The organism is Dyella sp., assembly GCF_035277725.1.
Lineage (GTDB): Bacteria > Pseudomonadota > Gammaproteobacteria > Xanthomonadales > Rhodanobacteraceae > Dyella_B.
This window is the reverse complement of record NZ_DATEJY010000219.1, coordinates 1-25105: the sequence shown is the minus strand read 5'-3', so window position 1 is coordinate 25105 and position 25105 is coordinate 1. Positions and strand designations below refer to the sequence as shown.

The following is a 25105-nucleotide window of genomic DNA, read 5'->3' as shown; positions in this document are numbered from 1 at the left end:
TGCAGATAATCGAAACGCCCGGTGCGAATGTATGCCTTGAACAGCGTGGATGGCCGGTCGAACAACCATGCGGTGGGATCGTTCGCCGGCAATGGCCGCGCCCACTGAAACTGCGTGGCGACGTAATTGGCATACGCCTCATTGGGCTGAGCCGGAAACTGCGGGCCGGCAATCAGCGAGTTGCACAGCCATGCGGGGCTGAGCGTTGCCAGGGCGGTGGCCACCTTCAGGCCTTGCACGTCGGCGGCCAGTCCGTTGGCGTAAGGCCATGCGGGCAGCTCCCGCTGGCGCGGCTTGCCGATCGCGAAATAGAACGTCTGCGTATCGCCGCCAAGGTGCGCATGGAACTGTGCGCGAACGGCACGCACGCTGCCGTCCTTGGCGTACCACAGCAAGGTCGTCTGGACGGCTGCGGGCACTTCCGCGCCGCTTTCATCCAGGATGCGCAACCGATGCGTATCGCGCAGCGCGCCGGGCGGAAACGGAATGCCGACCGACACCAGCACGTCCGCATCCTCGCCGGCATTGCGGTGCACGACGATGCGTTGATCGGGCGTGCTGTCCGCGGGTGCCGTCGCATGCGCGGATACGGCGGTGGCGCTTGCAAAAAGGACGATCAAGCCAGCCAAAAAACAACGTCGTCTGACGCCTGAATGTTCTACTGATTCGTCGCCCCGGCGAACGCCGGGGCCCAGTGCCTTTGAGGATCCGAAAGTCGCTGGGTGATTCGCTCCGCTCACCCCTTTCAGGGCCGTCCATTCGGACGTTCTCCGCGCTTCGCGCTGCGTCCGGCTTTCGCCGGGACGACGGGTTATCAAGCACTTCGGCGAATGAGGAGCATTTTCCCCGGACAGTGACAGTAGTGGGCGAAGCTGCGCTCCCTCCCCTGCGGCCGCAGGGGAGGGCTGGGGTGGGGTTGCTTGTGCAGGAGCATACAGCTGAATTTTCCAGGAAAACGAAGGGGTGGCGATGTTCGGTTTCCGCGGCTCGCTGCGCTCACACCCCACCCTAGCCCTCCCCTGCACGCAGGGGAGGGAACCGTTTTTCGCGATCATCAAGCTGCTTGCAACGCTGGCGCATCCTGCATTCATTCAAGCCACCGACGAAAGCGGCGCGCGCTTGTACAAAAGCTGCCGTTCCCAGCGCAGCGCTGTGCCGACGATGAAATCCAGGTCGTCGTAATGCGGCCGCCAATCGAGCACGTGCTTGAGACGATCGCTGCAGGCAATCAGCTTGGGAATGTCGCCGGGTCGGCGCGGCAGTTCGATCACGTTGAGCGGCTTGCCGCCGATCCGTGCGACGGCATTGATCACCTCGCGCACGCTGTAGCCGTGGCCGTAGCCGCAGTTCAAGGTCAGCGACGAACCGCCGCGGCGAAGATGATCGAGCGCGCACAGATGCGCCGCAGCGAGGTCGTCCACGTGGATGTAGTCGCGAACGCCAGTGCCGTCCGGCGTGTCGTAGTCGGTGCCGAAGATCGAGAGGCTTTCGCGAAGGCCCACCGCATGCTCGCAGCACACCTTGATCAGCAGCGTCGCATTGGGCGTGGAATGGCCGATGCGGCCGGCCGGATCACAGCCGGCGACATTGAAGTAGCGCAGTATCACGTGCCGCATCGCACCCGCCGCGCTGTGATCGCGCAGCATGGTTTCGGACATCAGCTTGGAGGTGCCGTACGGATTGATCGGCCGCGTCGGCGTGTCTTCGTCGGCAATACCGTTGGCCGTTTCGCCGTAGACCGCCGCCGTCGATGAAAAGATGAACTTGTCGACGCCGGCATCGGCGCAGCATGCCAGCAGGTTGCGTGTGTTGCAGGTGTTGTTGCCGTAATACTTGAGCGGATCGCACACGGATTCCGGCACCACGGTGTGCGCGGCAAAGTGCAGTACCGCATCGAACCGGTGCGCGGCCATCACGTGGCTGACCAAACCCGGATCGCCGACGTTGCCGATCACCAGCTCGGCACCGCGCACGGCTTCGCGGAAACCGGTGCTCAAGTTGTCGATCACCACCACGCGCTCGCCCCGCGCCACCAACTGCTGGACGACGTGACTGCCGATGTAGCCGGCACCGCCGGTAACCAGGACTGTATTCATGGGGCACCACCCGTCGTGACGGGAAAATTGTCGAAGAGCCAGCGCTCGACGCTGTCCAGCAATCGGTTGCGGTCGCCGGTGAGGATGTAGGTGTGATCGGCTTCCTTCAGGAATCGAGTGGAGACGCCGGGACGGCTGACGATCCCACCGAAACATTCGCGGAACTGGCGCGCGTGGTTGAAATACCGGCTGATGCCGCCGCTATAGATCAGGCACAGCTTGAGGCCGCGATCGAGCATGCCGGCCAGATCCGCGCGCACGACTGCTTGCGGCAACGGCGCCACGGTAAACGCCGGCTCACTACCGCCAGCCTGCGCCTTGCGGCGGCGCGAAAGCATGCGCAGCCAACGCTTCATATCCAGCAAGCGCGGCAGGTAATAACGCAGGTGATAACCCAACGTGCGATACGCATAGCCATCAAGAAAAACCGCGCCGGCCACGCTGGGATCGCTGCAGGCGACCATGTGTGCGCACTGCGAGCCGGAACACAGGCCGATCAACACGAAGCGCTTGCATGCGGCCTGCTCGCCGAGCAGCTTCATCGCGTCGCCCACGTCCGCGCAGATCTGCTGCTTGCGCGTCTGCGATTCGCCGCTGGCGGCGCTGTCGCCGATGGTGGAAAGATCGAAGCGCAAGGTGGGATAACCGCAGGCGTTCAAGCGCCGCGTCATTTCCACATGCAAGCGGAATGGTCCGATGCGGTGCACCAGGCCGGCGTTGAGCACGATCACACCGACTGCTTCCGGCGCGACTGGCGGTGGCAATCCGGCGATGCCGACCAGATGCCGCGCGCGTCCAAAACGGAAAGCCTGCTCCTGCATCACGCCGCCTCCTGCACGTGCTGGGTAACGGCCTGGATCAGCGGGTGCGAGAGAATCGCCACCTCGAGCCGGCGCGGATCATGCCATGGCGTGGGCGGCTGCATGCACCTGACGGCCGCGGCATCGGCCACGAAACTGCCCCAGGGTTGCGGCGCATCCGACGAAAGCGAATCGAGCAGCAGCGTCGGCACGGTGGGACGCTCGACATGCAGAGCCATGATCTGCTGGCGAAAGCGATCGCTGATTGCAAAGCCCAGCCATTGCGCCGCGGCGTCGGCCGCATCGCGCGGCACCATGAAGCGCTGCCCGTCGCGGCACAGCGCGGACTGCATCGCATCCAGATGCATGACATAGGCGCGGCCGTCGAGCACAGGATCCCACGCGACGATGCCGGCAAAGCGTGCTTGCGCGGCCGCGACCAACGCGACGCTTCCACCCAGGCGCGCACCAAACGCCAGCACGCGATCAACACCGGCACGCGCCCGCAATTCGTTGGCGGCCACGACGGTATCGGCCACACAACGCTGCCAATCCAGCTCCACGCTGTCACCGGCCGAATCACCGGTGCCGTAGTAATCGAAGCGCAACACGGCAACGCCTTCGGCTGCCAGCGCTTGGGCCAATTGCCGGTACAGGCGATGGCAGCGAATCTGGTCCTGCCCCAACGGCGGGCATAGCAGCACCGCTTTGCGCGCCGGTTTGGCGCTGGCATGGAACAGGCCGAACAAACCTTGATCCGGCCCGAAAAAGAACGGCAATTCCGCTTCGTTACGCGTGCTCATCGCTTGAACACCACGCTGAAGAAGATTTCGTTCTCGTGGTAGCTCTGGCCGGCCGCGTTGCTGCTGCGCAGCTGACGGATATAGGAAACGTGCCAGGTCCAATGCGGCGCCCATTGATGACCGAGATCGACGCCATAGCGATACGTCTTGTCGGTGCGCTGCAGCGACGTATACGTCAGATGCTCGGCATTGACGAAGGCGGCCAGCGAGGTATGCGGCCGCAGGTGGAAGTTGGCCTCGATGGTGCCGCCGCGCGTGGATTGGTTGAAGGTGGAGCTGTTGAGATAGGCAAGCTTGTCGTACGTCGGCGCGATCGACAGCTGGAAGCGCTCGGTGTGATAGGTGTAGGTCGCTTCCAGGGTTCGTTCGAGGTAAACCTCCGAATCGATCACCAGGTTGCCGGTGCTGATGCCGCCGCCGGGGTTGTAGAGAAAGTCGGTCGGGTTCTCATCCAGGATGTTGACGACGCTCTGCCCCGGCTGCAAAAACATGTCTTGCGCGGCATCGGAAAATTGATACGCGCCAGTGACGGTCAAGGTCTGATGCGGCGTGAATTGCCAACCCAGCGTGACCCTGCCCAACGGCTTGGAGTCGCCGCGCGCATGATCGAAATTGATCTTCGACCAACCCGCCAGCACGTCGGCATTGAAGTGCGCGAGCGTGCTGGTGTAGCGAGCGTAGAATTCGTCGCGCGTGTAATTGGGTGTCGCGATGGTGCTGTCAGTGCCATCGACCAGGGTGGTGTTGGTGCTGTCGTTGAACCGCACCCGCTGCGTTTCGAGATTCAGCGACAACGTGTCGGTGGGGTTGAGGTCGCGGTACAGCCGGAACGCCGCCATGCCGCGACTCGAATTGAAATCCTTCACTTTCGAGGCGTAGCTGTTGAGATAGTGCAGCTCCACTTGCGCGCGCATGACGTTGCCGAACTGCAAATGCAAGGTCGGCCCCAGCGACAGCACATTGGTCTGCTGCCGATTATTCGGCGCATTGCTGGCCAGGGAATCGACCGGCTCGACCCCGGCGTAATCCTCCACGGTGAAATCCAGGCGCTTGGGCAGCACCGTCCAATTGGCCTGGCCGGCGAGTTCCGTCTGCGTCTGGTTGGCGAATTGATGCCCCAGGTAATCGTTGTCCTGGAACGTGCCGCTGACGTTCGCCTGCAGGATCGAACCTTGCTGCTGGTAGTTGAAGTTGAAGCCGGGAATGAAGACGTTCTGGCTGATCGGGTTGCTGTCGCTCAGCGTGATGTTGTCGCTGTGTTCGACGCTGCCGAAGATCGAGTAATCGAACTGCGCGGCCCATGTCGCACCCGGCACGACGACGAGCGCAAGCGTCATGGCTCGAGCGAGCGTGGTGGATGCCGGCATATTTTCCCCTTCCTTTCGTCAATGTGTTGCGTTGAATCCGTTGCAACCCAGTCGCGTCCTGGGATGATCTGATCTATTCCGCGCAGGTGGCACTGGTTCTGTTTGTGTGCAGATCACAGGGGCGGTGGCGAAGGCAGACTGGCCGTCTGTCGAGCCAACGCACCGAAGAGATGCGCACAAACAGGGCCGGTGACGCCTGCGCGGAATAGATCAGAGCGTCCCTAAGCCGACTGGTTGAACACCACTCCTGCCAGCTTGCTGGAATCGAAATTGGCGACGGCCTGGTTGACGGCAGCCGGCGTATCACGCCCATAGCCCACCACCACCACCACGAAGTCGGCCAGGTCGGACAAAATGCGTGCATCCGGCGAGCCGTTGACGGCCGGGCCATCCAGGAACAGATAACGGTCGGCGTAACGGCAGCGCAGCGAATCGAGCATCGCGCGCATGCGGAACGACGAGAAGAATTCGCCGCCGTTTTCGCGCGACGTACCCGCCGGCACCAGGCGCAGGCGCGGAATGCCGGTCTGGTAAATGATCGATTTGATGCCGCGGATCGGATGCTCGAGGTATTCGATCAGGCCGCCCTTTTCCGGCTCCACGCCCAGCGCCTTGTGCTGGTTGGGATAGCGCAGATTGCAGTCGATCAGCAGGCTGGTCTTCGCTTCGTCGAAGGCAAACGCCGCCGCCAGGTTGCGCGCCACGAAGCTGCCGCCCGAATGTGGACTGACCGATACCACCAGCGTGATGAAATTCTGCGCGCCGGCAAGCTCGAGCAGGCGCGTGCGAATGCCGCGAAATGCATCGGACTGGCGCCGCACCGAATCTTCGCGGTGAATCATCCGGCGCTGTTCCAACTGCGCCGGCACCAGTGCATGGTCGCCTTCGGTCATCAACGCAATCGAATGCCCGGTCGAAGGCGTCTCGTCGATATGGCGCACGCTGGCATCGGGCTTGTGATCACGGCGATTGGTAAACACGTTTTCGTCTTGGGTATTCATGTTCAACCCTTGTGCCGGATCCAGAACAGAATCAGGTAAAACGCGGCAACGCCGACGCCGATCAACACCAGCATGGTGTTGTGCAACCGGCCGCGGCGGCGATCGCGCGGGGTTGGGTAGAACGGAATCGTTGCCAGCACGTTGCTGCCGAGCGCACGCTCCAGCTGGTCGGCCGAACGCACCCGCGGATCAAAACGCACCAGCGCGAACAGCAAGCCGAACGGGATGGCCAGCGACAACAGCAAGCCCGCCGCACCGAAATGGATGAAGCGCAGGCCCGATGGCACCAGTGGTACCGCGGCGGGGTTCTGGATCAGGAAGGTCAGGCCGCGTTGTTCGGCGTCGAGGTTCATCGACACGCGTGCGTTCTCGCGGCGCTTCAGCAGATCCTGGTAGACGTCGCGATTGACGTCGTAGTCGCGCGTCAACTCGGAGGTGACGTTTTCCGAACTGGAAATGCGTTTGCTGCGATCCAGCTCCGTGGCGAGCATCGATTCGCTGGCCTGGATGCGTGCCTCGGCCGCGGCGGCATCGCCCTCGGTGGCGGCCAGCTGGATCTTCAGTTGCTGGTAAAGCGGATTCATTTGCACTGCGTTATCCAGCGGTATCGGCGCGCCGGCGGCGCGCGCCGCCTGCTTGCGCTGGTCCGACTGGGCCATCTGCTGGCGCAGATCCTGGATCTGGTGTCGCAGGCGGATCACGTCAGGATATTCGTCGGTGTAGGTGAGCAGCAGCTTGTCGAGCTGGCTCTGCAAATCGGCGAGCTGGACGTCGTAGATGCCTTGCGTGGTATGCACCGCATTGACTTCCGATTCGCCGGACAGCTGGGCCTGCAACGCCGCTGCCTGCGAGCGTTTTTCGGTCAGCTCCAGCTGTGTATTTTCGATTTGCGTGCGCAGCTGGCTGATGCGCGAATTGGTGTCGGCATCGCTGCCGGGCCGTGCATCCACATTGGATTCGCGATAGGCCTTGAGCTTGTCTTCGGCATCGGTGAGCTTGCGCCGATAGGTTTCCACCTGGCTGTTGATGAACTCGTAGGCATCGCGGCTTTCGCGCTGCTTGGAGGCCAGGCTTTCGCTGATGAAAAGATGCGCGAACGCCTGCGTCACCACGAATGCGCGCCGCGGCTCGGAATCGGTGTAGCTGATGGTGATCAGATTGCCGTGCGAGGTCTGCACCTTGGTGCGGGCACGAATGCCCTCAAGGATAAGATCCCGCTGGATCGGCGTCGGATGCGTTGCCGTCCAGCCGCCGACATCCAGAATCTGGTCGAGCACTTTGCGGCTGAAAATCACGTTCTGCGCGATACCCGCGCGGTTGGCGTTCGCCGTCGCCGACGCGGCGCCTTCCATCAGCGGCGTGATGATGTTGCTTTCCTGCGCCAGGATGGTGGTGGACGCTTCGTATTTCTTCGGCCAGAACATGCCGGCGACCAGGGCTGCCACCGCAATCACGGCAAAGGCGATGCCTAAGGCCATGCGGCGGCGCCGCGCCTCGTTGATCAGCGCCGGCAACATGCCGCCCAAAGGTGCTAGTTCTCCCCCCATGACATCCCCTTCCCTTTGCTATCCCTGAAAAGCCGCCGCATGCGCTCCATGCCCATGGAGCGCACGATCAGAACGCGCGCTGCGGCACCGTAATCACATCGCCCGGCTGTACCGGATAGTTGTTGCCCAGATCGCCCTTCTGCAGGATCTTTTCCAGATGCACCGCGTACGCGACGGGACTGCTGCCATCGCCCTTGCGATACAGCTCGGTACGGTCCGGCGCTGCAAATTCGGTAATGCCGCCCGCGGCCAGGACCGCGTCGAGCACGGTCATGCCTTGGCGATACGGAATGGAAATCGGGCTGCGCACCGCCCCGGTGACCCGCACCCGCGACAGGTATTCGTTGCTGCGCAGCGCAATCAGAATGACGGCCACCTGCGGATCCCGTATATAGGATTGCAGCTTGTCCTTGATTTCGGCGGATACTTGATCCGGCGTACGCCCGCCGGCCACCACGTCACCGATCAGCGGCACGGTAATGCGGCCGTCCGGCCGTACCGGAACGCTGACGCTGAGATCCGGGTTATGCCAGACGGTGATTTGTAACTGGTCGTCCACACCAATGTGGTACGTGGTAACGGCCTGCACGTCTGCATCCAGCTTCGGTGGCGCGCTGGAACCACCCGTTGTCGCACAGGCGGCGAGCAGCAATGGCAGGAACAACGCAAAACAACGACTGAGGCTCTTCATAAGCACTCTCGGCCGGTGGTGGAAAAGTGAAAGTGTGACCCCTGTCTCATTATATGCTCTTGACAAACTCTCGACGCAAGAGGCGAGTTTGTTAAAAACGACGGATGACTTTCCCTGGCGCCGGTGACTTGGCATGTTTTTTGACCCGCCCGCAGGTTTGAGGAGGGGCACGCGAACCCCAACGTTTTGCCGCGCTTGCGGGCGACGTTGGGGTTCGGCTTCGCCTCACCCCAACCTGCCAATGCGTCACGCACGAGGATGCGATGGACCTGCTTGAGCACCTGCTCTATCCGATCTACCAAACGGCCATCCTCGTCGCGGTCGGATTGGTTTTCCTATGTCGCCGACGCTATCGCCCTGCCCTGGCACTGCTGGCAATCGGCGCATGCTGGCTATGGCTATGCGCCACTCCCGTCATGGCCATGCACTTGCGCGACACGCTGGAACGGCACTACCCGCAACGCGATGCATCTACCTATGCCAAGGCCGATGCGATCGTGATCCTTGGCGGTGGTGCGTTGCCGCCATCCGGTTCGGATTGGGATGCGGATGATGCCTACAGCCTTGCCACGCGCATCGGCTTCGGCTTGCAGTTGTTTCGCGATGCACGCGCCGGGGTGGTACTGGTTTCCGGTAGCGACCAGGCCCAGCGCATGGCACGCAGGCTGTTGCAGCAAGGTGTGCCGGTCAACGCGTTGCAGACCGAGTGCGCAAGCCGGAATACGCACGAGAATGCGGCGTTTTCGGCCGCCCTGCTCAAGCGCGCCAATCTGACGCGCATCTTGCTGGTGACATCCGGCTTCCATATGCCGCGTGCGGCGGCGGCGTTCGTCAATCAAGGGCTGGACGTGATTCCTGCTCCGGCGCATGACCCGGCGTATCCGTCCTGGCAGGCGCACCCGTGGTGGCCACGACGATCCGCCTTGCATCTAAGCGGCCATTGCCTGCGCGAATTTGCCGGCCTTTGGTGGTATCGGCTGCGCGGCTGGGCTTGAGCGAAGATGTCAGCGCGGTTCGCCGACAAACATCGCTACGACACCCGGCACTGAAGGATTGAGGGCCAGCGCAATCGTCGCCTCGTCGTGATCCGTCGTCAGATGCATCAGGCGCAATGGCATGGGGTGATCGAGCACGGGCTCGTGTTGTTCCAGGCGCACGTCGATGCCTTGCAGGTTGTCGTTGAGCCCTTCACCGGTCGCCTTCAGGATGGCTTCCTTGCGTGTCCAGCAACGCTTGAACAAGGTCAGGCCATGCTCCGATCGCGCCTGCTCAATGCAGCGGCGCTCGACCGGATGCGTAACGGCGCCAAGCAGATCCCGATAATCCTTGAGTCGCGCAAAAGTCTCCACATCGATGCCAACCGCGTCGTCATGACTTACCACGCAAGCCACCCAGCGCCCTGAGTGCGAGAGGTTATAAGCGGGTGCGTCAGGCAAAAACGGTTTGCCACGTGGACCGATCGAGAAGCGGCACGGCGTGGCTATGCCGCGCGGACGAACCAGGTAATGAACCAGGTTGCGCCCCAGCACAAAGTTGTGGCGATCGCCGGCCTGACGATAGCGCGCGGCACGTTGGCGGTCTTCGTCGGTCAATACCTGGTCGTCGGCAAATGCTTCCATGCCGCGCAAGATCGCCACGAAGGCGTGGCCTTGCCGCAACGCCTCATCGCACGCGTCCCGGGCATCGCCCCACAGCGCAGCGGGCGTCGCCTGGATGACGTCGAGCGTCGCGCCCTGTGCAGACATGGTTCGGGTGATATCAGCCTGATGGTTCATGCGCATCCCTAAGTTGGCTGGGATGATAATCCCGGCATCGCAAGCTGCAACAAAGCCGGCACCACATAGGCTGGGATGAAATCCCAGCATCCATGGGGCACAACAGAGCTGGGATTTCATCCCAGCCTACGAATACAGCTCGTACATCTTCCCGCCCTTTTGCATTGCAACGAGCATCACCCCATCAAGCGCGTTACAGTTGGCGCGGGCATCGATCGCTGAGCATCCGTATACCGGGCCATCACGCTGCCTTTTTTTAGATGTCGAATTTAGATCGATACAAATGCCGCATGGGAGTTGGGGAACGCAGCTGCCAGCGGGCAATGCTTGCCGAAAAAAGTTGGGCATAGGGCGGGCTCCATCCCGCCAGGGGGCCTGTGCAGGCGCGTGCGGATATAGCCGTATAAACGGCTAATCACCCGTGCACGCACGTTTCCAGGCTGGATGACCGCCCACGGTCCGGCCTGGGCGCTGATGGGAGCGAACTTGCTTCCATTCCCTTCGTGGGCATCCGAGCGGAGTGCTTTTGATCATGAGTCTCGACGCCATACGCATACGAGTCCTGACCCTGCTGGCCGCGGCCAGCCTGACGACCCTGGCTGTCGCCTTCCCTTCGATGGCGGCCGAACGAACGCACCCGGCCAATCCGCACACCGATGGACCCACCGCCGTCGCGCGCGCACGCGTGGCGGCGGATGTGTTGATGAATTCCTACGACCCGAACAAGGCCTGGTTTCCCTCCAGCTGGTGGAATTCGGCCGTCGCCTTGCAGACCATCGGCGACTACATGCAACGCACCGGCGACCGCCGCTATCTCGGCCAGCTGGACAACACGTTCGAGAAAGACCAAGGCGTGTTTCCCGCCGGGGTGTTGTCGGGTGATCCCCTCTTGGGCAATTTCACCAGCCGCGCCATCGACGATTCCGAATGGTGGGCGCTGACCTGGGTCGAAGCCTATGACCTCACCGGCAATCCGAAGTACCTCAACATGGCGGTCACCATCGCCAACTATGTGTACGGCTATTGGGACACCAGCACCTGCGGCGGCGGCGTGTGGTGGAATGCCGAGCGCACCTACAAGAACGCGGTGACCAACGGTTTGTGGATTCGGCTCACCGCCGAGTTGCACAACCGTATCCCCGGCGACACGCAATGGTTGGCCCGCTCCAGCACCGCCTGGGCGTGGTTCCAGAACAGCGGCATGATCAACGCCAACGGCCTGGTCAACGATGGCCTTACCAACGCCTGCACCAACAACGGCCAGACCGTATGGACCTACAACCAGGGCATGGCGATGGGTGCTGGCCTGGAATTGTGGCGTGCGACGCGCGATCCGAAGATCCTGGCGAGCGTGCAGCAACTGGCGGATGCCGCGATCGGCCCGAACGGATTGGTGACCAACGGTATCCTGACCGAAAGCTGCGACGCCACGGATCAAACCTGCGACGACAACGGCAAGCAGTTCAAGGGCATCTTCATGCGCTACTGGACCGATCTTGTCGACACGACGCACGATCCACGCTACACCGCCTTTCTGCAGCAACAAGCCGAAAGCATCTGGAACGACGACCGCGACGCCGCCGGCCGGCTCGGCACACGCTGGTCCGGCGCCACCGACAACGATCATCCCAACGTGTTCGACTGGCGCACGCAAGCCAGCGCGCTCAGCGCATTGATCGGCAACGTACCGAGCGTGACGCCGTGGGAATCGCTGGCCGCAACCATGTCACCCGCGCAACCGGTAGTGATGCCGCCCGCCTCAGGCAGCGCGTCCATCACACTTGATCTTGGCGTCTCGGCTACCGGGTTCTTCCCGCTGCAAGCACGCGCATCCATCAACACACCGGCCGGTTGGACGGCGACACCATCAACCACCATGGTGCACCTGCAGCCACACGGCAACGCAGATCCGGTAAGTGCCACCACGCCGCTAACGATTACCGTGCCGAGCACGGCGGCGGATGGACATCAGATAGTCACCGCCAACGTGGCAGCGGCCGGCATGAACTTCACCACGCAGGCCGACGTGTTGATCGCGCACACGATCGACTTCGACACCGGCACCGTCGAGGAAACCCCATGGCTGTTCGATCCCGACGGTTCGCAGAGCAACGGCGTGCAAAACCGTTTTGCCGACGGCACCGCGCATTTCACCTATCGCTTCCCCTTCCCCGCCGACAGCACGTCGGCGCAAGTCACGCTGACCATCGACAATGAATTCCTGGTGCAAGTCAGCGTGGACAACCAGAACTGGACGACCGTATTGCAAGAGACCCAGCCGATCACCGACGGCTCCAACAAGGCCGCCCGCACCATCGACCTGACACCGTATCTCGGTGCCGCCAGCAATGGCGCCAAGCCGGTTTACGTAAAGGTGTCGGACGCTTTCCCCAATGATGGCTGGGGCGGGCGCGTGTATCACGTGACGGCGAATATCGTTCAATAGTGCGTAGATGCCTCCGTCCTCGATGATGCGAGGACGGAGGTGCCAATGACCTGCTTGATGCGGTGATACTCACGCCACCATGACGAATATCGGGCGAGCTTCATCATCAAACGTGCGCAAAACGGCATGAGTTACATACATACGTAGGCTGGGATGAAATCCCAGCGCTATTGACGCACCCATGCTGGGATTTCATCCCAGCCTACGAGCAACGACTCCATCGCAATGGATTGCCACACTGCAGCAAGCACCCACATGACATTTGTCGTATAAAACCACCTTTGACGTATCCAACGGCGATCAAAGGGGTTCCCGCTCGATGAAATTTTCCAAAGCATGCGCCCGCCATGGCTTGGCGATTCTGGGCGCCATGGTGTTGATAACAAGTAGCGCATGGAGCAATGCGCGTGCGGCGACTCGTAACGACACCGCGCATATCGAGGTATCGGACAAGGTATTCCGGCTCGATGCGGCCAAGGTGACCTACGCGTTCGGGGTCAACGAAAACGGGCAACTGCAATCGATTTATTGGGGACCGCGACTGGCCTCTGGCGATCCTTTGCCGCCCCCTGTTGCGCCTCCCCGCCGTGACGCGATCGATGGCACGGTCAACATCATTCCGCAGGAATACGCCGGCTGGGGCGAAGGGCTCTACTACGAGCCGGATCTGAAGGTGACGTTTCCGGACGGCAATCGCGACCTGGTTCTGCACTACGTCTCCAACAGCGTGCATGACAACGTGTTGTACATCGTCATGAAGGACATCGAACGCCCCATCGTCGTCACCTTGCAATACGAGATCGACCCCGGCACCGGCATCGTGCGGCGCAGCGCGGTGATCGAGAATCGCACTTCGACGCCGGTGATCGTGGAACAGGCAGCCGCAGGCACGTGGTTCCTGCCGCGCGGACGCGACTACACGCTGCGTTATCTCGCCGGCCGTTGGGCGGGCGAGAACGACATCTACGAGCGCGCGGTGCAACCCGGCAAGACCGTGCTCGAAAGCCGCCGCGGCAGCACCGGCATGCAGAACGAACCGTGGTTCGCCATCCGCCGCAACAACGCCGACGAAATCCATGGGCAAGTATGGTTCGGCGCGCTGGCGTGGAGCGGTTCCTGGCAGATGACGATCGAACAGGATCAGGCCGAGCAGATCCGCGTCACCGGCGGTTTCAATCCCTTTGATTTCGGCTACAAGCTGGCACCGGGTGCAAGCCTGCAGACACCCAGTTTCTATGCAGGCGTTACCGATGGCGGCATGGGCGAAGCGTCGCGGCTGATGCATCGGCTGGAACTTGCGCGGATCCTGCCGCAGGCACCGCATCCGCGTGCGCGGCCGGTGCTCTACAACTCGTGGGAGGCGACCGGCTTCGACGTCAACGAAGCGGGACAAATGGCGCTCGCCGAAAAAGCGGCAAGCATCGGCGTCGAACGTTTTGTGGTCGACGATGGCTGGTTCGGTGCACGCAACAGCGACAAGGCCGGCCTGGGCGACTGGACTGTCAATCCGCAGAAATTCCCGCATGGATTGAAGCCCTTGATCGATCGCGTCCACGCATTGGGCATGGATTTCGGCATCTGGGTTGAACCGGAGATGGTCAACCCGGACAGCGATCTGTACCGCGCCCATCCGGATTGGGTGCTCAACATGACCGGCCGCCCGCGTACGCTGGGCCGCAACCAGATGGTGCTCAACCTTGCGCGTCCGGACGTGCGCGCCTACGTGTTCAACGCACTCGACAAATTGCTGAGCGAAAACCAGATCGCCTTCCTCAAGTGGGATTACAACCGCAGCTGGTCCGAGCCGGGTTGGCCGGCCGTGCCGCCGGACCAGCAGAAAAATGTCTATGTCGACTTCGTGCGCAACGTCTACGGCATCCTGGAAGAACTGCGCCACAAGCATTCGAACGTGGAGATTGAATCGTGCTCCAGCGGCGGCGGCCGCGTGGATCTCGGCATCATGCATCTCACCGACGAAGTGTGGCCATCCGACAACACGGATGCCTACGATCGCCTGCGCATCCAGGATGGTTTTACACAAGCACATACACCGGGCGTGATGATGGCCTGGGTGACCGACTCGCCCTCCTTCATGAATGGGCGCAGCCTCTCCCTGGAATACCGTTTTCTTTCAGCCATGCAAGGCTCGCTCGGCATCGGTGCGAACCTGGGCAAATGGAGCGCGCAGGACATGAGCACAGCCAAGCGCCTGGTTGCCGAGTACAAAACCATCCGCGAGACCGTACAGCATGGCGATCTGTATCGCTTGGTGTCGCCCGATAACGGCAGCGAGCATTCGGCCACCGAAGATGTCTCGTCCGACAAGGCGCATGCCGTGCTGTTCGCCTTCCTGCATTCCAGCACCGAAGGCTATCCGTATCCGACCGTGCGGCTGCAGGGGCTCGATCCGGATGCGCGCTATCGCGTGCACGTGCTGCAGGGAACCTTGGCGGCGCATACGCCCACTGTGGCAAGCGGCGCCTATTGGATGAACATGGGCATTGACGTCTTGATGCATGGCGATTTCCAAGGCACGGCCATCACCTTCGACCGCGAATAGATCATGCGCCTGCGGCTTGAAAACAAAACGGCCCTGATCACGGGCGCTGCCAGTGGCATCGGCAGCGCCATTGCTGCGTTGTTTGCGCGCGAAGGTGCGGCGCTGGCGTTGTTGGATATCGACGCCGCCGCTGCTGAAGTATCAGCGCGCCAACTCGTCGATGCAGGTCACCATGCGATCGCCGTGCAAGCCGACGTATCCAATGCCGACGAGGTACAGCACGCCGTTGCGCAGGCCAAGGAAGCAATCGGCCGCATCGACATCCTGATCAACGGTGCAGGCATCAACGTCTTTCGCGATCCGCTGACCTTGAGCGATGCGGATTGGCAACTCAATCTCGGTATCAACGTGCAAGGTGCATGGCATTGCGCGCGTGCGGTGCTGCCGTCGATGCTCGAAGCAGGCTACGGACATATCGTGAACATCGCATCCGTGCATGGGCACCAGATCATTCCCGGCAGTTTTCCCTACCCGGTCGCCAAACACGGCTTGATTGGACTCACGCGCGCGCTGGGGTTGGAATATGCGGCCCGCGGTATTCGCGTGAACTCGATTTCGCCGGGATTGATCCTGACGCCGGCCGCCGAACGCTATTTCCAGTCATGCCCGGATCCCGAAGCCGAACGCCGCAGGCAAGCAGAGCTGCTGCCGTGCAAACGTATCGGCACGCCCGATGAAGTAGCTTATGCCGCCCTGTTCCTGGCCAGCGACGAAGCGCGCTTTATCAATGCCACGGATTTGCTGATCGACGGCGGCCGCAGCCAGCTTTATCACGATTGAGCGCATGCGGTTCGCATGCGGAGAACGTAGGCTGGGATGCCGATCCCAGCATCCGTCATCTCACGGCAAAGCTGGGATTGTCATCCCAGCCTACGCCCTTCGCGTGGCAGTCGGGCATCGCAATGTTGGGGTGAGGCATCGCCGAACCCCAACATCTCCGTGCAGGGGAGAAAGGACGATTACCCTCTTACCAACCCACCGTAATGGTAGCCACCGTAGGATTGCTGCCAATCAACGAGGAGCTGAAACCTCTTACATCGTCATACGGAAAACCGTAGGTCAGCCCGTTGAGGCTGTGCGCATGCCAGAACGCAGAATAGGAGTTGGTCGGCGCGCTGTTGTAGAAATTCGCCGATGTATCCCACGCCGCTGCATTCTCGGCCACGTGACGGTTCAACGCGGCATCTACCTGCGCCTGGATCTGCAATTGCTTGGCTGTGGCAACACCTGCGGCAGCATTGCTGGCATCGTTGAATACGCCATTGCCAAGCAACACTTCCTGCGTGGTCGGTACATTGTTGATGTAGTACGTGCCCTGCCCGTCGGTAAACACGAACTGGTTGCCGACGACGTTGCCGGTGAACGTGCCTTGCGCATCGGTGAATACCAGCGATTGGGTGCGGTATTGATTCCAGATGGACTGGATGTAGCTATCCAGATAGGTGGCCTGGGAACCGCCCGCGCCAAAGCTGCCATGTGCCGGCGCCACGATACGATAGGGCGCTTGCACCTGAGCGAGTGATTGGAACGCCGCCGGCACCTGCGCCACGAATTCCTGGAACAGCGCGGCGCGGCTTTCCGTTTCGCCCACGGTGTGGTCGTAGCCGCTGGGATCTTGCAGTTCCAGCCGAATCGGCATGCCGAACTGATCGACGCGCGTGGTGTTGCCGTAGAAGTTGGTGGCATTGATATTCACTTCCACGAAGTCGAACGTCACGTTGATGTTGGGATCGGTGGGATTATCGATATTCGGGCCGGTGTAGCCGTATACCGGATTGCCGACGGCCTGGATATACATCGGGCTGGCCACGCTCAAGTAGATGCGCGCGGAAAGAATCTGCGGCACGGTGAACGATTTGCACTGCGAGAACGGAATCGAGTAATCGGCGTAGCTCTGGCCGTTCTTGCTCAGCGCACCATTGTCGCCCGGCGCCATCGGAATAAGGTCGCCCGAACAATCGACGTGCACGAACGTGCCGGGATGAGCCGGGTCCTGGCCGACCATGGTCCAGTAGATCTGGTTGTCGGCATACGCACCGCCGGTGCCATTGACCAGGTTGAAAGTGGTGCCAGCGGTCGGGAATACCGGACCGGATGGCGAAGGTGTCGGTGTTGGCGTCGGCGTGGGGGTTGGCGCGGCGTACGTCAAGGTTTGCGAAGGCGTGTTCACTGCCGAGCCGTCGCTTTGGTCGATGGTGAACCAGTAGCTCACCTGCTCGCCATTGGTGAGGCCGGAAACGTCATACGTGTTATCGGTGCCGCTATTGCTCATGCGCACGTTGAGCTGGCTGCCGCCGGCAGGCGTGTAGTGCAGATCGGCCCATGTGCCGCCGTCGGCGTAGAACTGCGCTATGCCACCGGGTTCGTCGGTGGCGCCATAACTTTGCGAAGGTGTTGGTGTTGGTGTTGGTGTTGGTGTTGGTGTCGGTGTGGGAGTTGGCGTTGGTGTCGGTGTGGGCGCACTGCCGCAACTACCTTGCGACGTCCAAGGCTGGCCGCTGCCGGCACCGCCGTTGTTGGTGGCCGGATCGTTGCCCTGCGTCCACCAGTTGGCCACGTAGTTGATGCCGTTTTCGCTAGCCGCCTGGCCTTGCGTGTAGACGGTTGAAGCGCTCCAGGCAGCTGCGCAGGTCGTCTGTGCACGCAGCGACTGTATCGGCATGGCCGTTAGCGCGGCGGTGGAAAGCACGGCGCCGATCGAGGTACCCAGCGAACTCAGTACCAGTGTGGACCACTGCGTCGAATGGATGCTCTTTTGCATGGACTGTCTCCTTTTGCGATGGGTGAAATCACAGCCAAACATTGGGAATGGGCGATTCCACGGCACGCTCTTGATGCAGCCGTGTGGGGACAGTCGCCGCCGGGTTTTCTGGTTGTCGTGGCGCTTGAAATGCGAAAGTACAAGCGCTGTCAAAATGAAAATACAAGCGCTGTCATTTTTCCGTGATGGCGGTCATGCTGGCCGCTTTTTGCAGGCGGAGCGCGTGTAGGCTGGGATGAAATCCCAGCACAAGGAGCCACAAACAAAGCTGGGATTTCATCCCAGCCTACATGTGTGCATGACGACGCAGGTTAGGGTGAGCGAACGCGGCCCTTAACGTTCCTACTGCGAACGTACCGGCAGGATGGCCCATGCGCTCAGCGCAACAAGCATGGCCGCGACAACGAACAGCGCCGCATAACTTCCATCGCTCGCCAACAGAATCGCCGGCGCTACTGCCGGCATCAGCGACTGCGGCATCACATTGGCGATATTGAAAATGCCCAGGTTCCCCGCCGCATGGGTTTCGCGTTGCGGCAACACATCAGTCACCAGCGCAAGATCGGCGGCCAAATACACGCCTTGCGCCGCGCCGGTGATCGCCATGCCAGCGAGAAACCACGGATACGACGCCGCGAACGCGACGATCAGCAAGGCCAATGCATAAACCACTGCAGCACCGGATACGAACACCTTGCGCTTTCCGATCGCATCGGACAAACCACCGCCCACCGCACTGAAGATCGCCACCGCACAAGACTGCACCAACGTGGACAGAAAGATCCGCCGCGGCACGTCAGCCGGCGCACAGCCCAGTTGATGAATCAGATAAAGCCCCTGATAGGTCATCAACACCGCGATACCCGCGTAGAGCAGAAAACGACTGCTCCACGCCCACCCGAAATCGGGAAAGCGCAGCGGATTGATCCAATAGCTGCCGAGCAATTCGCGCCATCCGTAACGCTGCCGCTGTGCAACGGCCAGGCGTTGATCGGGCAGCAGCCAGATCAGAATCAATGCACTGATCAAGGCGATCACCGCCGCCACCAGAAACATGGCGAGGGTGGAATCGGCAAGCGCCTGCATCAGGAAGGTGCCGCTGATCATCCCCAACGGCAGACTGATACCCACGATGCCGGAAACCGTGCCGCGCTGCGATGCCGGCACCTGGTCGGCAAAGATGGCCGCCAACGCCGCCAGTTCTGCGTTATAGGCCAGTTGTGTGATGCACCAGCCCAGCAACAGTTGCGGCACCGACACCGCCGTCGCAATCACCGCCAAGCCCACTACCCCGCCCAAGGCGCCCGCGATCAACCATGGCCGCCGCATGCCGAAACGCGAGGTGGTGCGATCCGACAAGCGGCCGAAGAACGGGTTGCCGAACAACGCCATCAGCGCGCCCACGCCAACGACCAGCGACAGGCTGGCTGTGGCGTGCGCGGGAGCCAGCTCGTGCACGCGCATCGTCAACCCTGTCAGGATCGGCGGCAGTAGTGCCATCCACAGGCCCGTGTAGGCCACGCCATAAACCACGATGAACAACCAGTCGACCTGCCGCGCCGGCCAGGTCGCTTCAACGGCCATCCCGCCTTGCGGGAGCCCGCCTAATGCAGCTTCGGCTGTGTCGTCGATCACCGCTCGCCCCTCCGTGATGCCATGTGTCAGGCGCGTGGCGAGCCCGACGACGGCGAGCCGCCATCCTACGGCTTTTTGAGTTGCGTCGTGGATGCGCGCCATTGCATCTGGTACGGCACGCGCGCATGCAGGCGAATGGCCGGATCGCGGATGGATTGCAGGACGCTTTCGGCGGCCAGGCAGGCGATCTCGCGGCAGGGCTGGCGCACCGTGGTCAGGCCGGGCGAGATCAGTTGCGATACCGGCGTGTCATCGAAGCCGCCCACCGACAGGTCATCGGGAATGGCCAGCCCGCGTTCGTAAGCTTCGCGTATCACGCCGCATGCCATGTCGTCATTCGCGGCAAAGATCGCCGTGGGCGGACGCCGCCGGTTGAGCAAGGTTTTCGCCGCGGCAATGCCCGATGCGAATGTAAAGTCCCCTTCGGCCACCAGCGATTCGTCGAAGGCGATGCCAGCCTTGCGCAACGCGTCGCGATAACCGCTAAGCCGCCACGTGTACGCGCCGTGCCCCTTCAAGCCGGTGATATGGGCGATGCGCCGGTGCCCGAGCGATACCAGATGTTCGACGATGCCCGCTGCCGCCTTGCGCTCGTCGAAACCGATGTCGATGCGCGATTCGCGCAACTTGGAGGAGATGGTTGAATAGCGGATATCCAATTCATCAAGGCGCTGCAGCAGCTTGACGTTGTTCGCATGCGGCGGCACCAGCACCAGCGCGTCCGGGCGATGCGTGGCCACAAAGCCATCGATGCGCGCGGCAAGGTCGTCCCCGGCTTCGAAGGGGTGCAGCACCGCGTTGTACGGTGTGCCCTTGCAGGCCTGCAGCACGCCCACGATCAACTCCATGATGTAGCTGGAGTTGGCGGTGGGGTTGTCGTACAGCAAGGCGACCAGATAGGACCGGTTGCCCGCCAGGCCGCGCGCCGCCGGATTGGGTACGTAATTGAGTGCGCGAATCGACGCTTCGATGCGTGCACGCAGCTTGGCGCGCACGCTCGTATGGCCGTTGAGGACGCGGGATACCGTTTTGGTGGACACACCTGCATGCGCAGCAACGTCTTCGATTCTCGCAGGCATGTATCGCCCTGACCTGTTCATGGTTTTCAACGGCCCATGCTAACCCAAGCACAAGCCGTGCAACCACCTGAATTTCACTCTTTCCGATACAAAGTACCAGCGCTGGTATTTTCGTATTGACAGCGCTTGTACATTTTTAATAGCGTGCGTCGCGGACCAAAACCCGCATGCTGCAGCGCGCAACGCGAGGGGAATAGGCAATGCTTCGAACTTAAGGGTGTCTGCTAGATCGTCGCCCCGGCGAACGCCGGAGCCCAGCGACTTTCGCCCAAAGGCACTGGGACCCGGCTTTCGCCGGGACGACACAAAGACCAGCGCCCTCAAGTTCGAAGCATCGCCCATAAAAAGGGGCGCCACCTAAGGCGCCGCGATGCGTTTTGCAGCACTTTTCGCCGCCTCGCTCCGGGGACTTTTCAAGGGAAGCGACGGCGGGTGTTCACTGAACTTGGGAGAGATTCAGTAATGAAAAAGCCATTCATGCATCAGCCCTGCCGGCTGTCCTTCGCCATTGCGTTAACGTTGTTTGCTGCAGGGCAGTTGCATGCACAAACCGAGCAATCGACGCCGCCGTCAAGCGACCAAACCACACCTGACAACGCGAAGACGGCAAACAAGAAAAAAGACACCGCCACCAAGACCGACGAGAAAGAAGCCAAGCTGCTCAGCGGCCTCACCGTCAACGGCTTCTCCAGCAGTTTGAACCAGGCGCAGGACATCAAGCGCTACGCCGATACGGTGGTCGATGCGATTTCCGCGCAGGACGCCGGCTCCCTGCCCGACACCTCGGTCACCGAGGCGCTGAAGCGCGTGCCGGGCGTGGCGGTGAGCGCGTTCGGCGTCGCGGCCGATCCGGATCACTTCTCCATCCAGGGCTCGGACATCAGCCTGCAAGGCCTGCCTTACACCAGCACACTGTTCAACGGCCGCGAGGTGTTTTCCGCCGGCGGCGGCCAGGGCTTGAACTTCTTCACGGTGTCGCCGGAATTGATCGGCTCGGTCGTGGTGAGCAAGAACCAGACCGCCGACATGATCGAAGGCGGCATCGCCGGTTCGATTGATCTCAATACACGCAAGCCTTTCGACAGCAAGAAAGATACGCAGGTATCGCTCACCCTCGGCAGTTACTGGGGCAATCTGGACAAGAAAGGCACGCCGCAGATCGCGGGCCTGCTCAGCCACAACTGGAACACCGAGATCGGCCGCTTCGGCGTGCTGCTCAATGTGGCCTACGACCGCATCAAGCAGCAGGACAACGCCATCTCGCTGGTCGATTTCCAGCGGCGCTGCGATGGTTGCGCGCTGCCTAACGGCAGAACCGACAGTTTCCCAGGCCTTGCGCCGGGCCAATATGCGTACGTGCCGGTCGGTGCCGACCTGCGCGTGCAGAACGAAAGCAGCACGCGTTTCGGCCACGTGCTTTCCACGCAATGGGAAAGCCCGGACAAGGCGTGGCAAGCGACCTTGGAATGGGATCGCGCGTCGGATACGGAAACCACCTACGAGCACACCCTGCAAGCCTCGACCGATGGTTGCGCGTTTGGCCAATCGCTGGCCGGTTGCGCCGTGCCGGTGGCTGGCGCAACACCTGTTTACGACGGCAGCGGTGTGTTCCAGTCGGGCATCATCGGCGGCGCGCCAGGTTCATCGAGCTTCCTGCCGATCACTTACGGTGGTGTGCAAACCCAGATCGACAGTACCGCGTACCGCAACCGCTACGTCACCAACGACTACAGCTTCAACCTGAAATGGAACGTCAACGACCGGTTGCACCTGAGCGCCGATGTGCAGGACACCAAATCCAAGTTCAACAACTTCTACTACTACATTCGCCAATTGACGCAAGCCAACTGGGACATCACCCAGCACGGCAGCAGCACGCCCAGCGTCAGCCTGCTTTCGCCGGATCCGAACGAAACAACGGCGCAGTACTACAGCAATCCCAACAATTATTATTGGGCAGCGGCGCAGGATCACTTTGCCAATTCCTGGGGCAACCAGCGCACTTTCCGCCTGGATGGCACCTTCGATATCGACGAAAGTTTCCTGGACAACCTGCAGTTCGGCGTACGTCACTCCGACCAGCGTGAAACGGTGCAGAACTCGGCGTACAACTACTCCGCCATCAGCTCGCCGTACGGGCAGAACGCGGTTACCGCAACCGATACGCCAGGTGTTACCTCGCTGTACAACCTCAACCTGCCCGGCTTCAGCAACAGCAATTTCGGCGGCATTGTTGCGCCCTATTTCAACCTCAATCCGCTCACGCAATTCCACCAGGCCGCTGCCATCATCCAGCAGATCAACAAGCAGGCCATGGCGATGAACCCGCCTGGCAGCGTCGGGCCGTACTACACGCTCTATGAGCGCACCCAGTACGTCAACAGCGATGTGTTTGTGCCGGGTACGTTCTACCTGCCGCAGGAAGTCGCCTCCAACCAGGAGAAGACCAACGCCGCCTACGTGCGCCTGAATTTCGGCAACGACAACACCGACTTTCTCAGCGGCTTGCAGATCAGCGGCAATGTGGGCATGCGTTACGTACACACCCAGGATGATGCGGAAGGCTATCTAATCCTCCCGAACCAGTCGGCGGTGCTCAACGGCGTCAGCATCGCGCAGTACTGCCTCACGCAGACGCAGGGCGGCAGCACGCCAGCGCCGGGCACGTTCTGTGCGCTCACGCCAGCGCAACAGCAGCAATACATTACCTTCGCCAACGGCGCATACACGCCGATCACCGCCCGCAATTCGTATAACAACTGGCTTCCCAGCTTCAACCTGTCGATCGGTTGGACCAACGACCTGATCACCCGCTTCGCATTCTCCGAATCGGTATATCGGCCGACGCTCAACCAGTTGCAGGCAGGGCAGTCGGTGAGCGGTCTGCTGCCCTACGGCACCAACGGCAGCACCGTGCCGACCGTGGGCAACGGCTACAGCGGCAGCAATCCGTATCTCATGCCGATCAAGGCGCACAACTTCGACATTACGCAGGAATGGTATTTCGGCCACGCCGGGTCGATCTCCGGCACGCTGTTCTACAAGCAGTTGAACAACACCATCCAGACCATCACCAGCGTGGTCGACACCACGGTGACCAACAACGGCGTGAGCTATCCGGAGCAGTACACCATCGGCCTGGCCAACTTGAATAAGGGCGGCAGCGTGCGCGGCGCGGAGCTGGCCTATCAGCAGAAATACGATTTCCTGCCCGGCTGGCTTTCCGGTTTCGGCACGCAGATGAACTACACGTACATCAAGCCGTATAACCTGAGCTACGGTTCGGCCAACTTCTGCCCCAGCGGCTATGCGCCGGCCACGCAGTGCGTGAACCAGCTCAAGCTGCCTCCGTACGAACTGTCGCGCAACACCTACAACATCACCCTGTATTACGAGAAAGGCCCGCTGTCCACGCGCCTTGCGTACAACTGGCGCTCGAAATACCTGATTACCGGCTACGAGGCGGATTATCCGTTCCTGCCGGTGATGGCCGATTCGCAAGGCCAGCTGGATGCATCGTTGATCTACGCGCTTACCGATCACGTGAAGCTCTCGCTGCAGGTGGCCAACCTGTTGAACTCGACTTTCCGCACCCGGGAAATCATCAACACCGATGGATTGAGCGTGCCGAAGGGTTTCTTCCGCGACGACACGCGCTACAACCTCAGCGTGCGTGCGGATTTCTGATACGCAAGTCCATGTAGGTTGGGGTGAGGCATAGCCGAACCCCAACGGATCACCCCAACCTACATCTTCATCTTTGGGATTTGGATGTTTCAATCGCCTGGAGCTCAACATCGTCAGCCTCTAAATCGGCGGGTTTCTCTCATCGCCCTTCTCACGTTTGCCCTATCTGCAACGTCTCCCGCCCATGCGGGAGTAGCGACTCCGTCCGCAACAAACTCACCGCGCGCCGCAACCATCGCACGCTCCGGCTGCCACGCCATCGCATCCCGTGTCGACGCCGCGCCGGGAAATGCAGCATTGCTGTTACGCAGCTACGACAGCCTGCGCGGACAAGGCACACCCGATCTTGCACCCTTGCGTTCCGCAGCCTTCACCTATGACAACGCACTCGCCGTCATCGCCTTGCTTGCATGCGGCAAGCCGCAACAGGCCGAACGCATCGGCGAAGCCTTGCGGCTTGCCTCGATCAACGACACACGCCTGCGTGATGCCTACCGCGCCGGCATCATCAAGGGCGACAGGCCGTTGCCAAACCGCTGGTGGGACGCCAAGCGCAAGCGCTGGATAGATGCCGCGCACGACTATTCCAGCGCGTACCAGGACGGCACCTCGTGCGGCAACGTCGCGTGGGCCGCGCTGGCGCTGCTGGCCTTGCACGATGCAACCGGCGACACGCGCTGGCGAGATGCCGCGCTGCATCTCGCGGGATGGGTGGTTGCCAATGCAGCGGACGCGCGCGGCGCCGGCGGCTTCAATGGCGGCATCGAGGCCTATCTGCTCGTGCCGAAGAAAGCCTTGTGGAAGTCGACCGAACACAACATCGACCTTACCGCGTTGTTCGATTGGCTGGCTCGCAT

16 protein-coding genes and 2 pseudogenes are annotated in these 25105 nt (G+C 61.5%); 6 read left to right on the top strand and 12 right to left on the bottom strand.

The window, feature by feature from the left end; genetic code table 11:
- From VJR68_RS18325 to VJR68_RS18290, 8 genes and pseudogenes are all read right to left on the bottom strand, one after another.
- Positions 1 to 620, bottom strand: a pseudogene (locus VJR68_RS18325) (hypothetical protein); the annotation flags it as partial.
- 471 nt (positions 621 to 1091) lie between these two features.
- On the bottom strand, positions 1092 to 2096 hold the full coding sequence (galE, locus tag VJR68_RS18320; RefSeq protein WP_324150030.1) for a UDP-glucose 4-epimerase GalE: 1005 nt from the start codon (positions 2094 to 2096) through the stop codon (positions 1092 to 1094).
- Positions 2093 to 2917, bottom strand: a complete 825-nt coding sequence (locus tag VJR68_RS18315; RefSeq protein ID WP_324150029.1) for an alpha/beta hydrolase — start codon at positions 2915 to 2917, stop codon at positions 2093 to 2095. Before VJR68_RS18315 ends, galE begins: the two co-directional genes overlap by 4 nt.
- A complete protein-coding gene (locus tag VJR68_RS18310) occupies positions 2917 to 3699 on the bottom strand; it encodes an alpha/beta fold hydrolase (RefSeq protein ID WP_324150027.1) in 783 nt (260 codons plus the stop codon). Before VJR68_RS18310 ends, VJR68_RS18315 begins: the two co-directional genes overlap by 1 nt.
- A complete protein-coding gene (locus VJR68_RS18305) occupies positions 3696 to 5066 on the bottom strand; it encodes a hypothetical protein (RefSeq protein ID WP_324150026.1) in 1371 nt (456 codons plus the stop codon). The genes VJR68_RS18310 and VJR68_RS18305 overlap by 4 nt, the downstream gene beginning before the upstream one ends.
- A gap of 221 nt (positions 5067 to 5287) precedes the next feature.
- Entirely contained in the window at positions 5288 to 6067 is a 780-nt protein-coding gene (locus tag VJR68_RS18300; protein WP_324150025.1) for a polysaccharide biosynthesis protein, read from the bottom strand.
- Positions 6068 to 6069: 2 nt separating this feature from the next.
- Positions 6070 to 7614, bottom strand: coding sequence for an XrtA system polysaccharide chain length determinant (locus VJR68_RS18295; protein WP_324150024.1), 1545 nt, complete (start codon positions 7612 to 7614; stop codon positions 6070 to 6072).
- 67 nt (positions 7615 to 7681) lie between these two features.
- The gene (locus VJR68_RS18290; RefSeq protein WP_324150023.1) at positions 7682 to 8305 is read right to left on the bottom strand and encodes an XrtA/PEP-CTERM system exopolysaccharide export protein; all 624 of its coding nucleotides are present in this window, start codon (positions 8303 to 8305) and stop codon (positions 7682 to 7684) included.
- 263 nt (positions 8306 to 8568) lie between these two features.
- Here VJR68_RS18290 and VJR68_RS18285 point away from each other — a divergent pair, with 263 nt between their 5' ends.
- The gene (locus tag VJR68_RS18285; protein ID WP_324150022.1) at positions 8569 to 9300 is read left to right on the top strand and encodes a YdcF family protein; all 732 of its coding nucleotides are present in this window, start codon (positions 8569 to 8571) and stop codon (positions 9298 to 9300) included.
- Positions 9301 to 9309: 9 nt separating this feature from the next.
- Here VJR68_RS18285 and VJR68_RS18280 read toward each other — a convergent pair whose 3' ends face one another.
- Complete coding sequence (locus VJR68_RS18280) at positions 9310 to 10080, bottom strand: 4'-phosphopantetheinyl transferase family protein (protein ID WP_324150021.1); 771 nt, start codon at positions 10078 to 10080, stop codon at positions 9310 to 9312.
- 532 nt (positions 10081 to 10612) lie between these two features.
- Here VJR68_RS18280 and VJR68_RS18275 point away from each other — a divergent pair.
- From VJR68_RS18275 to VJR68_RS18265, 3 genes are all read left to right on the top strand, one after another.
- Positions 10613 to 12526 carry a glycoside hydrolase family 76 protein gene (locus tag VJR68_RS18275; RefSeq protein WP_324150020.1) on the top strand — a complete coding sequence of 638 codons (1914 nt, stop codon included), beginning with the start codon at positions 10613 to 10615 and terminating at the stop codon, positions 12524 to 12526.
- 319 nt (positions 12527 to 12845) lie between these two features.
- Positions 12846 to 15086, top strand: coding sequence for an alpha-galactosidase (locus tag VJR68_RS18270; protein WP_324150019.1), 2241 nt, complete (start codon positions 12846 to 12848; stop codon positions 15084 to 15086).
- Positions 15087 to 15089: 3 nt separating this feature from the next.
- The gene (locus tag VJR68_RS18265; RefSeq protein WP_324150017.1) at positions 15090 to 15866 is read left to right on the top strand and encodes an SDR family oxidoreductase; all 777 of its coding nucleotides are present in this window, start codon (positions 15090 to 15092) and stop codon (positions 15864 to 15866) included.
- 187 nt (positions 15867 to 16053) lie between these two features.
- On the opposite strand, the gene VJR68_RS18260 is transcribed toward VJR68_RS18265, so the two are convergent.
- From VJR68_RS18260 to VJR68_RS18250, 3 genes are all read right to left on the bottom strand, one after another.
- A complete protein-coding gene (locus VJR68_RS18260; RefSeq protein WP_324150016.1) occupies positions 16054 to 17847 on the bottom strand; it encodes a beta-1,3-glucanase family protein in 1794 nt (597 codons plus the stop codon).
- Between the two features lie 342 nt (positions 17848 to 18189).
- A complete protein-coding gene (locus tag VJR68_RS18255) occupies positions 18190 to 19482 on the bottom strand; it encodes an MFS transporter (RefSeq protein ID WP_324150015.1) in 1293 nt (430 codons plus the stop codon).
- 65 nt (positions 19483 to 19547) lie between these two features.
- Positions 19548 to 20561 carry a LacI family DNA-binding transcriptional regulator gene (locus tag VJR68_RS18250; RefSeq protein ID WP_324150014.1) on the bottom strand — a complete coding sequence of 338 codons (1014 nt, stop codon included), beginning with the start codon at positions 20559 to 20561 and terminating at the stop codon, positions 19548 to 19550.
- A 462-nt stretch (positions 20562 to 21023) separates the two neighbouring features.
- On the opposite strand from VJR68_RS18250, the gene VJR68_RS18245 reads away from it, so the two are divergent.
- Both VJR68_RS18245 and VJR68_RS18240 read left to right on the top strand, forming a co-directional pair.
- Entirely contained in the window at positions 21024 to 24248 is a 3225-nt protein-coding gene (locus VJR68_RS18245; RefSeq protein WP_324150012.1) for a TonB-dependent receptor, read from the top strand.
- 297 nt (positions 24249 to 24545) lie between these two features.
- Positions 24546 to 25105 (top strand): annotated as a pseudogene (locus tag VJR68_RS18240) (hypothetical protein); the annotation flags it as partial.

Excerpts from the sequence above, each read along its gene's own strand:
- VJR68_RS18315 (WP_324150029.1), bottom strand. The coding sequence starts at position 2,917 with ATGCAGGAGCAGGCTTTCCGTTTTGGACGCGCGCGGCATCTGGTCGGC.
- VJR68_RS18260 (WP_324150016.1), bottom strand. The coding sequence starts at position 17,847 with ATGCAAAAGAGCATCCATTCGACGCAGTGGTCCACACTGGTACTGAGT.
- VJR68_RS18270 (WP_324150019.1), top strand. The coding sequence starts at position 12,846 with ATGAAATTTTCCAAAGCATGCGCCCGCCATGGCTTGGCGATTCTGGGC.
- VJR68_RS18275 (WP_324150020.1), top strand. The coding sequence starts at position 10,613 with ATGAGTCTCGACGCCATACGCATACGAGTCCTGACCCTGCTGGCCGCG.
- VJR68_RS18245 (WP_324150012.1), top strand. The coding sequence starts at position 21,024 with ATGAAAAAGCCATTCATGCATCAGCCCTGCCGGCTGTCCTTCGCCATT.
- VJR68_RS18305 (WP_324150026.1), bottom strand. The coding sequence starts at position 5,066 with ATGCCGGCATCCACCACGCTCGCTCGAGCCATGACGCTTGCGCTCGTC.
- VJR68_RS18280 (WP_324150021.1), bottom strand. The coding sequence starts at position 10,080 with ATGAACCATCAGGCTGATATCACCCGAACCATGTCTGCACAGGGCGCG.
- VJR68_RS18295 (WP_324150024.1), bottom strand. The coding sequence starts at position 7,614 with ATGGGGGGAGAACTAGCACCTTTGGGCGGCATGTTGCCGGCGCTGATC.
- VJR68_RS18300 (WP_324150025.1), bottom strand. The coding sequence starts at position 6,067 with ATGAATACCCAAGACGAAAACGTGTTTACCAATCGCCGTGATCACAAG.
- VJR68_RS18310 (WP_324150027.1), bottom strand. The coding sequence starts at position 3,699 with ATGAGCACGCGTAACGAAGCGGAATTGCCGTTCTTTTTCGGGCCGGAT.
- galE (WP_324150030.1), bottom strand. The coding sequence starts at position 2,096 with ATGAATACAGTCCTGGTTACCGGCGGTGCCGGCTACATCGGCAGTCAC.
- VJR68_RS18265 (WP_324150017.1), top strand. The coding sequence starts at position 15,090 with ATGCGCCTGCGGCTTGAAAACAAAACGGCCCTGATCACGGGCGCTGCC.
- VJR68_RS18290 (WP_324150023.1), bottom strand. The coding sequence starts at position 8,305 with ATGAAGAGCCTCAGTCGTTGTTTTGCGTTGTTCCTGCCATTGCTGCTC.
- VJR68_RS18285 (WP_324150022.1), top strand. The coding sequence starts at position 8,569 with ATGGACCTGCTTGAGCACCTGCTCTATCCGATCTACCAAACGGCCATC.
- VJR68_RS18250 (WP_324150014.1), bottom strand. The coding sequence starts at position 20,561 with ATGCCTGCGAGAATCGAAGACGTTGCTGCGCATGCAGGTGTGTCCACC.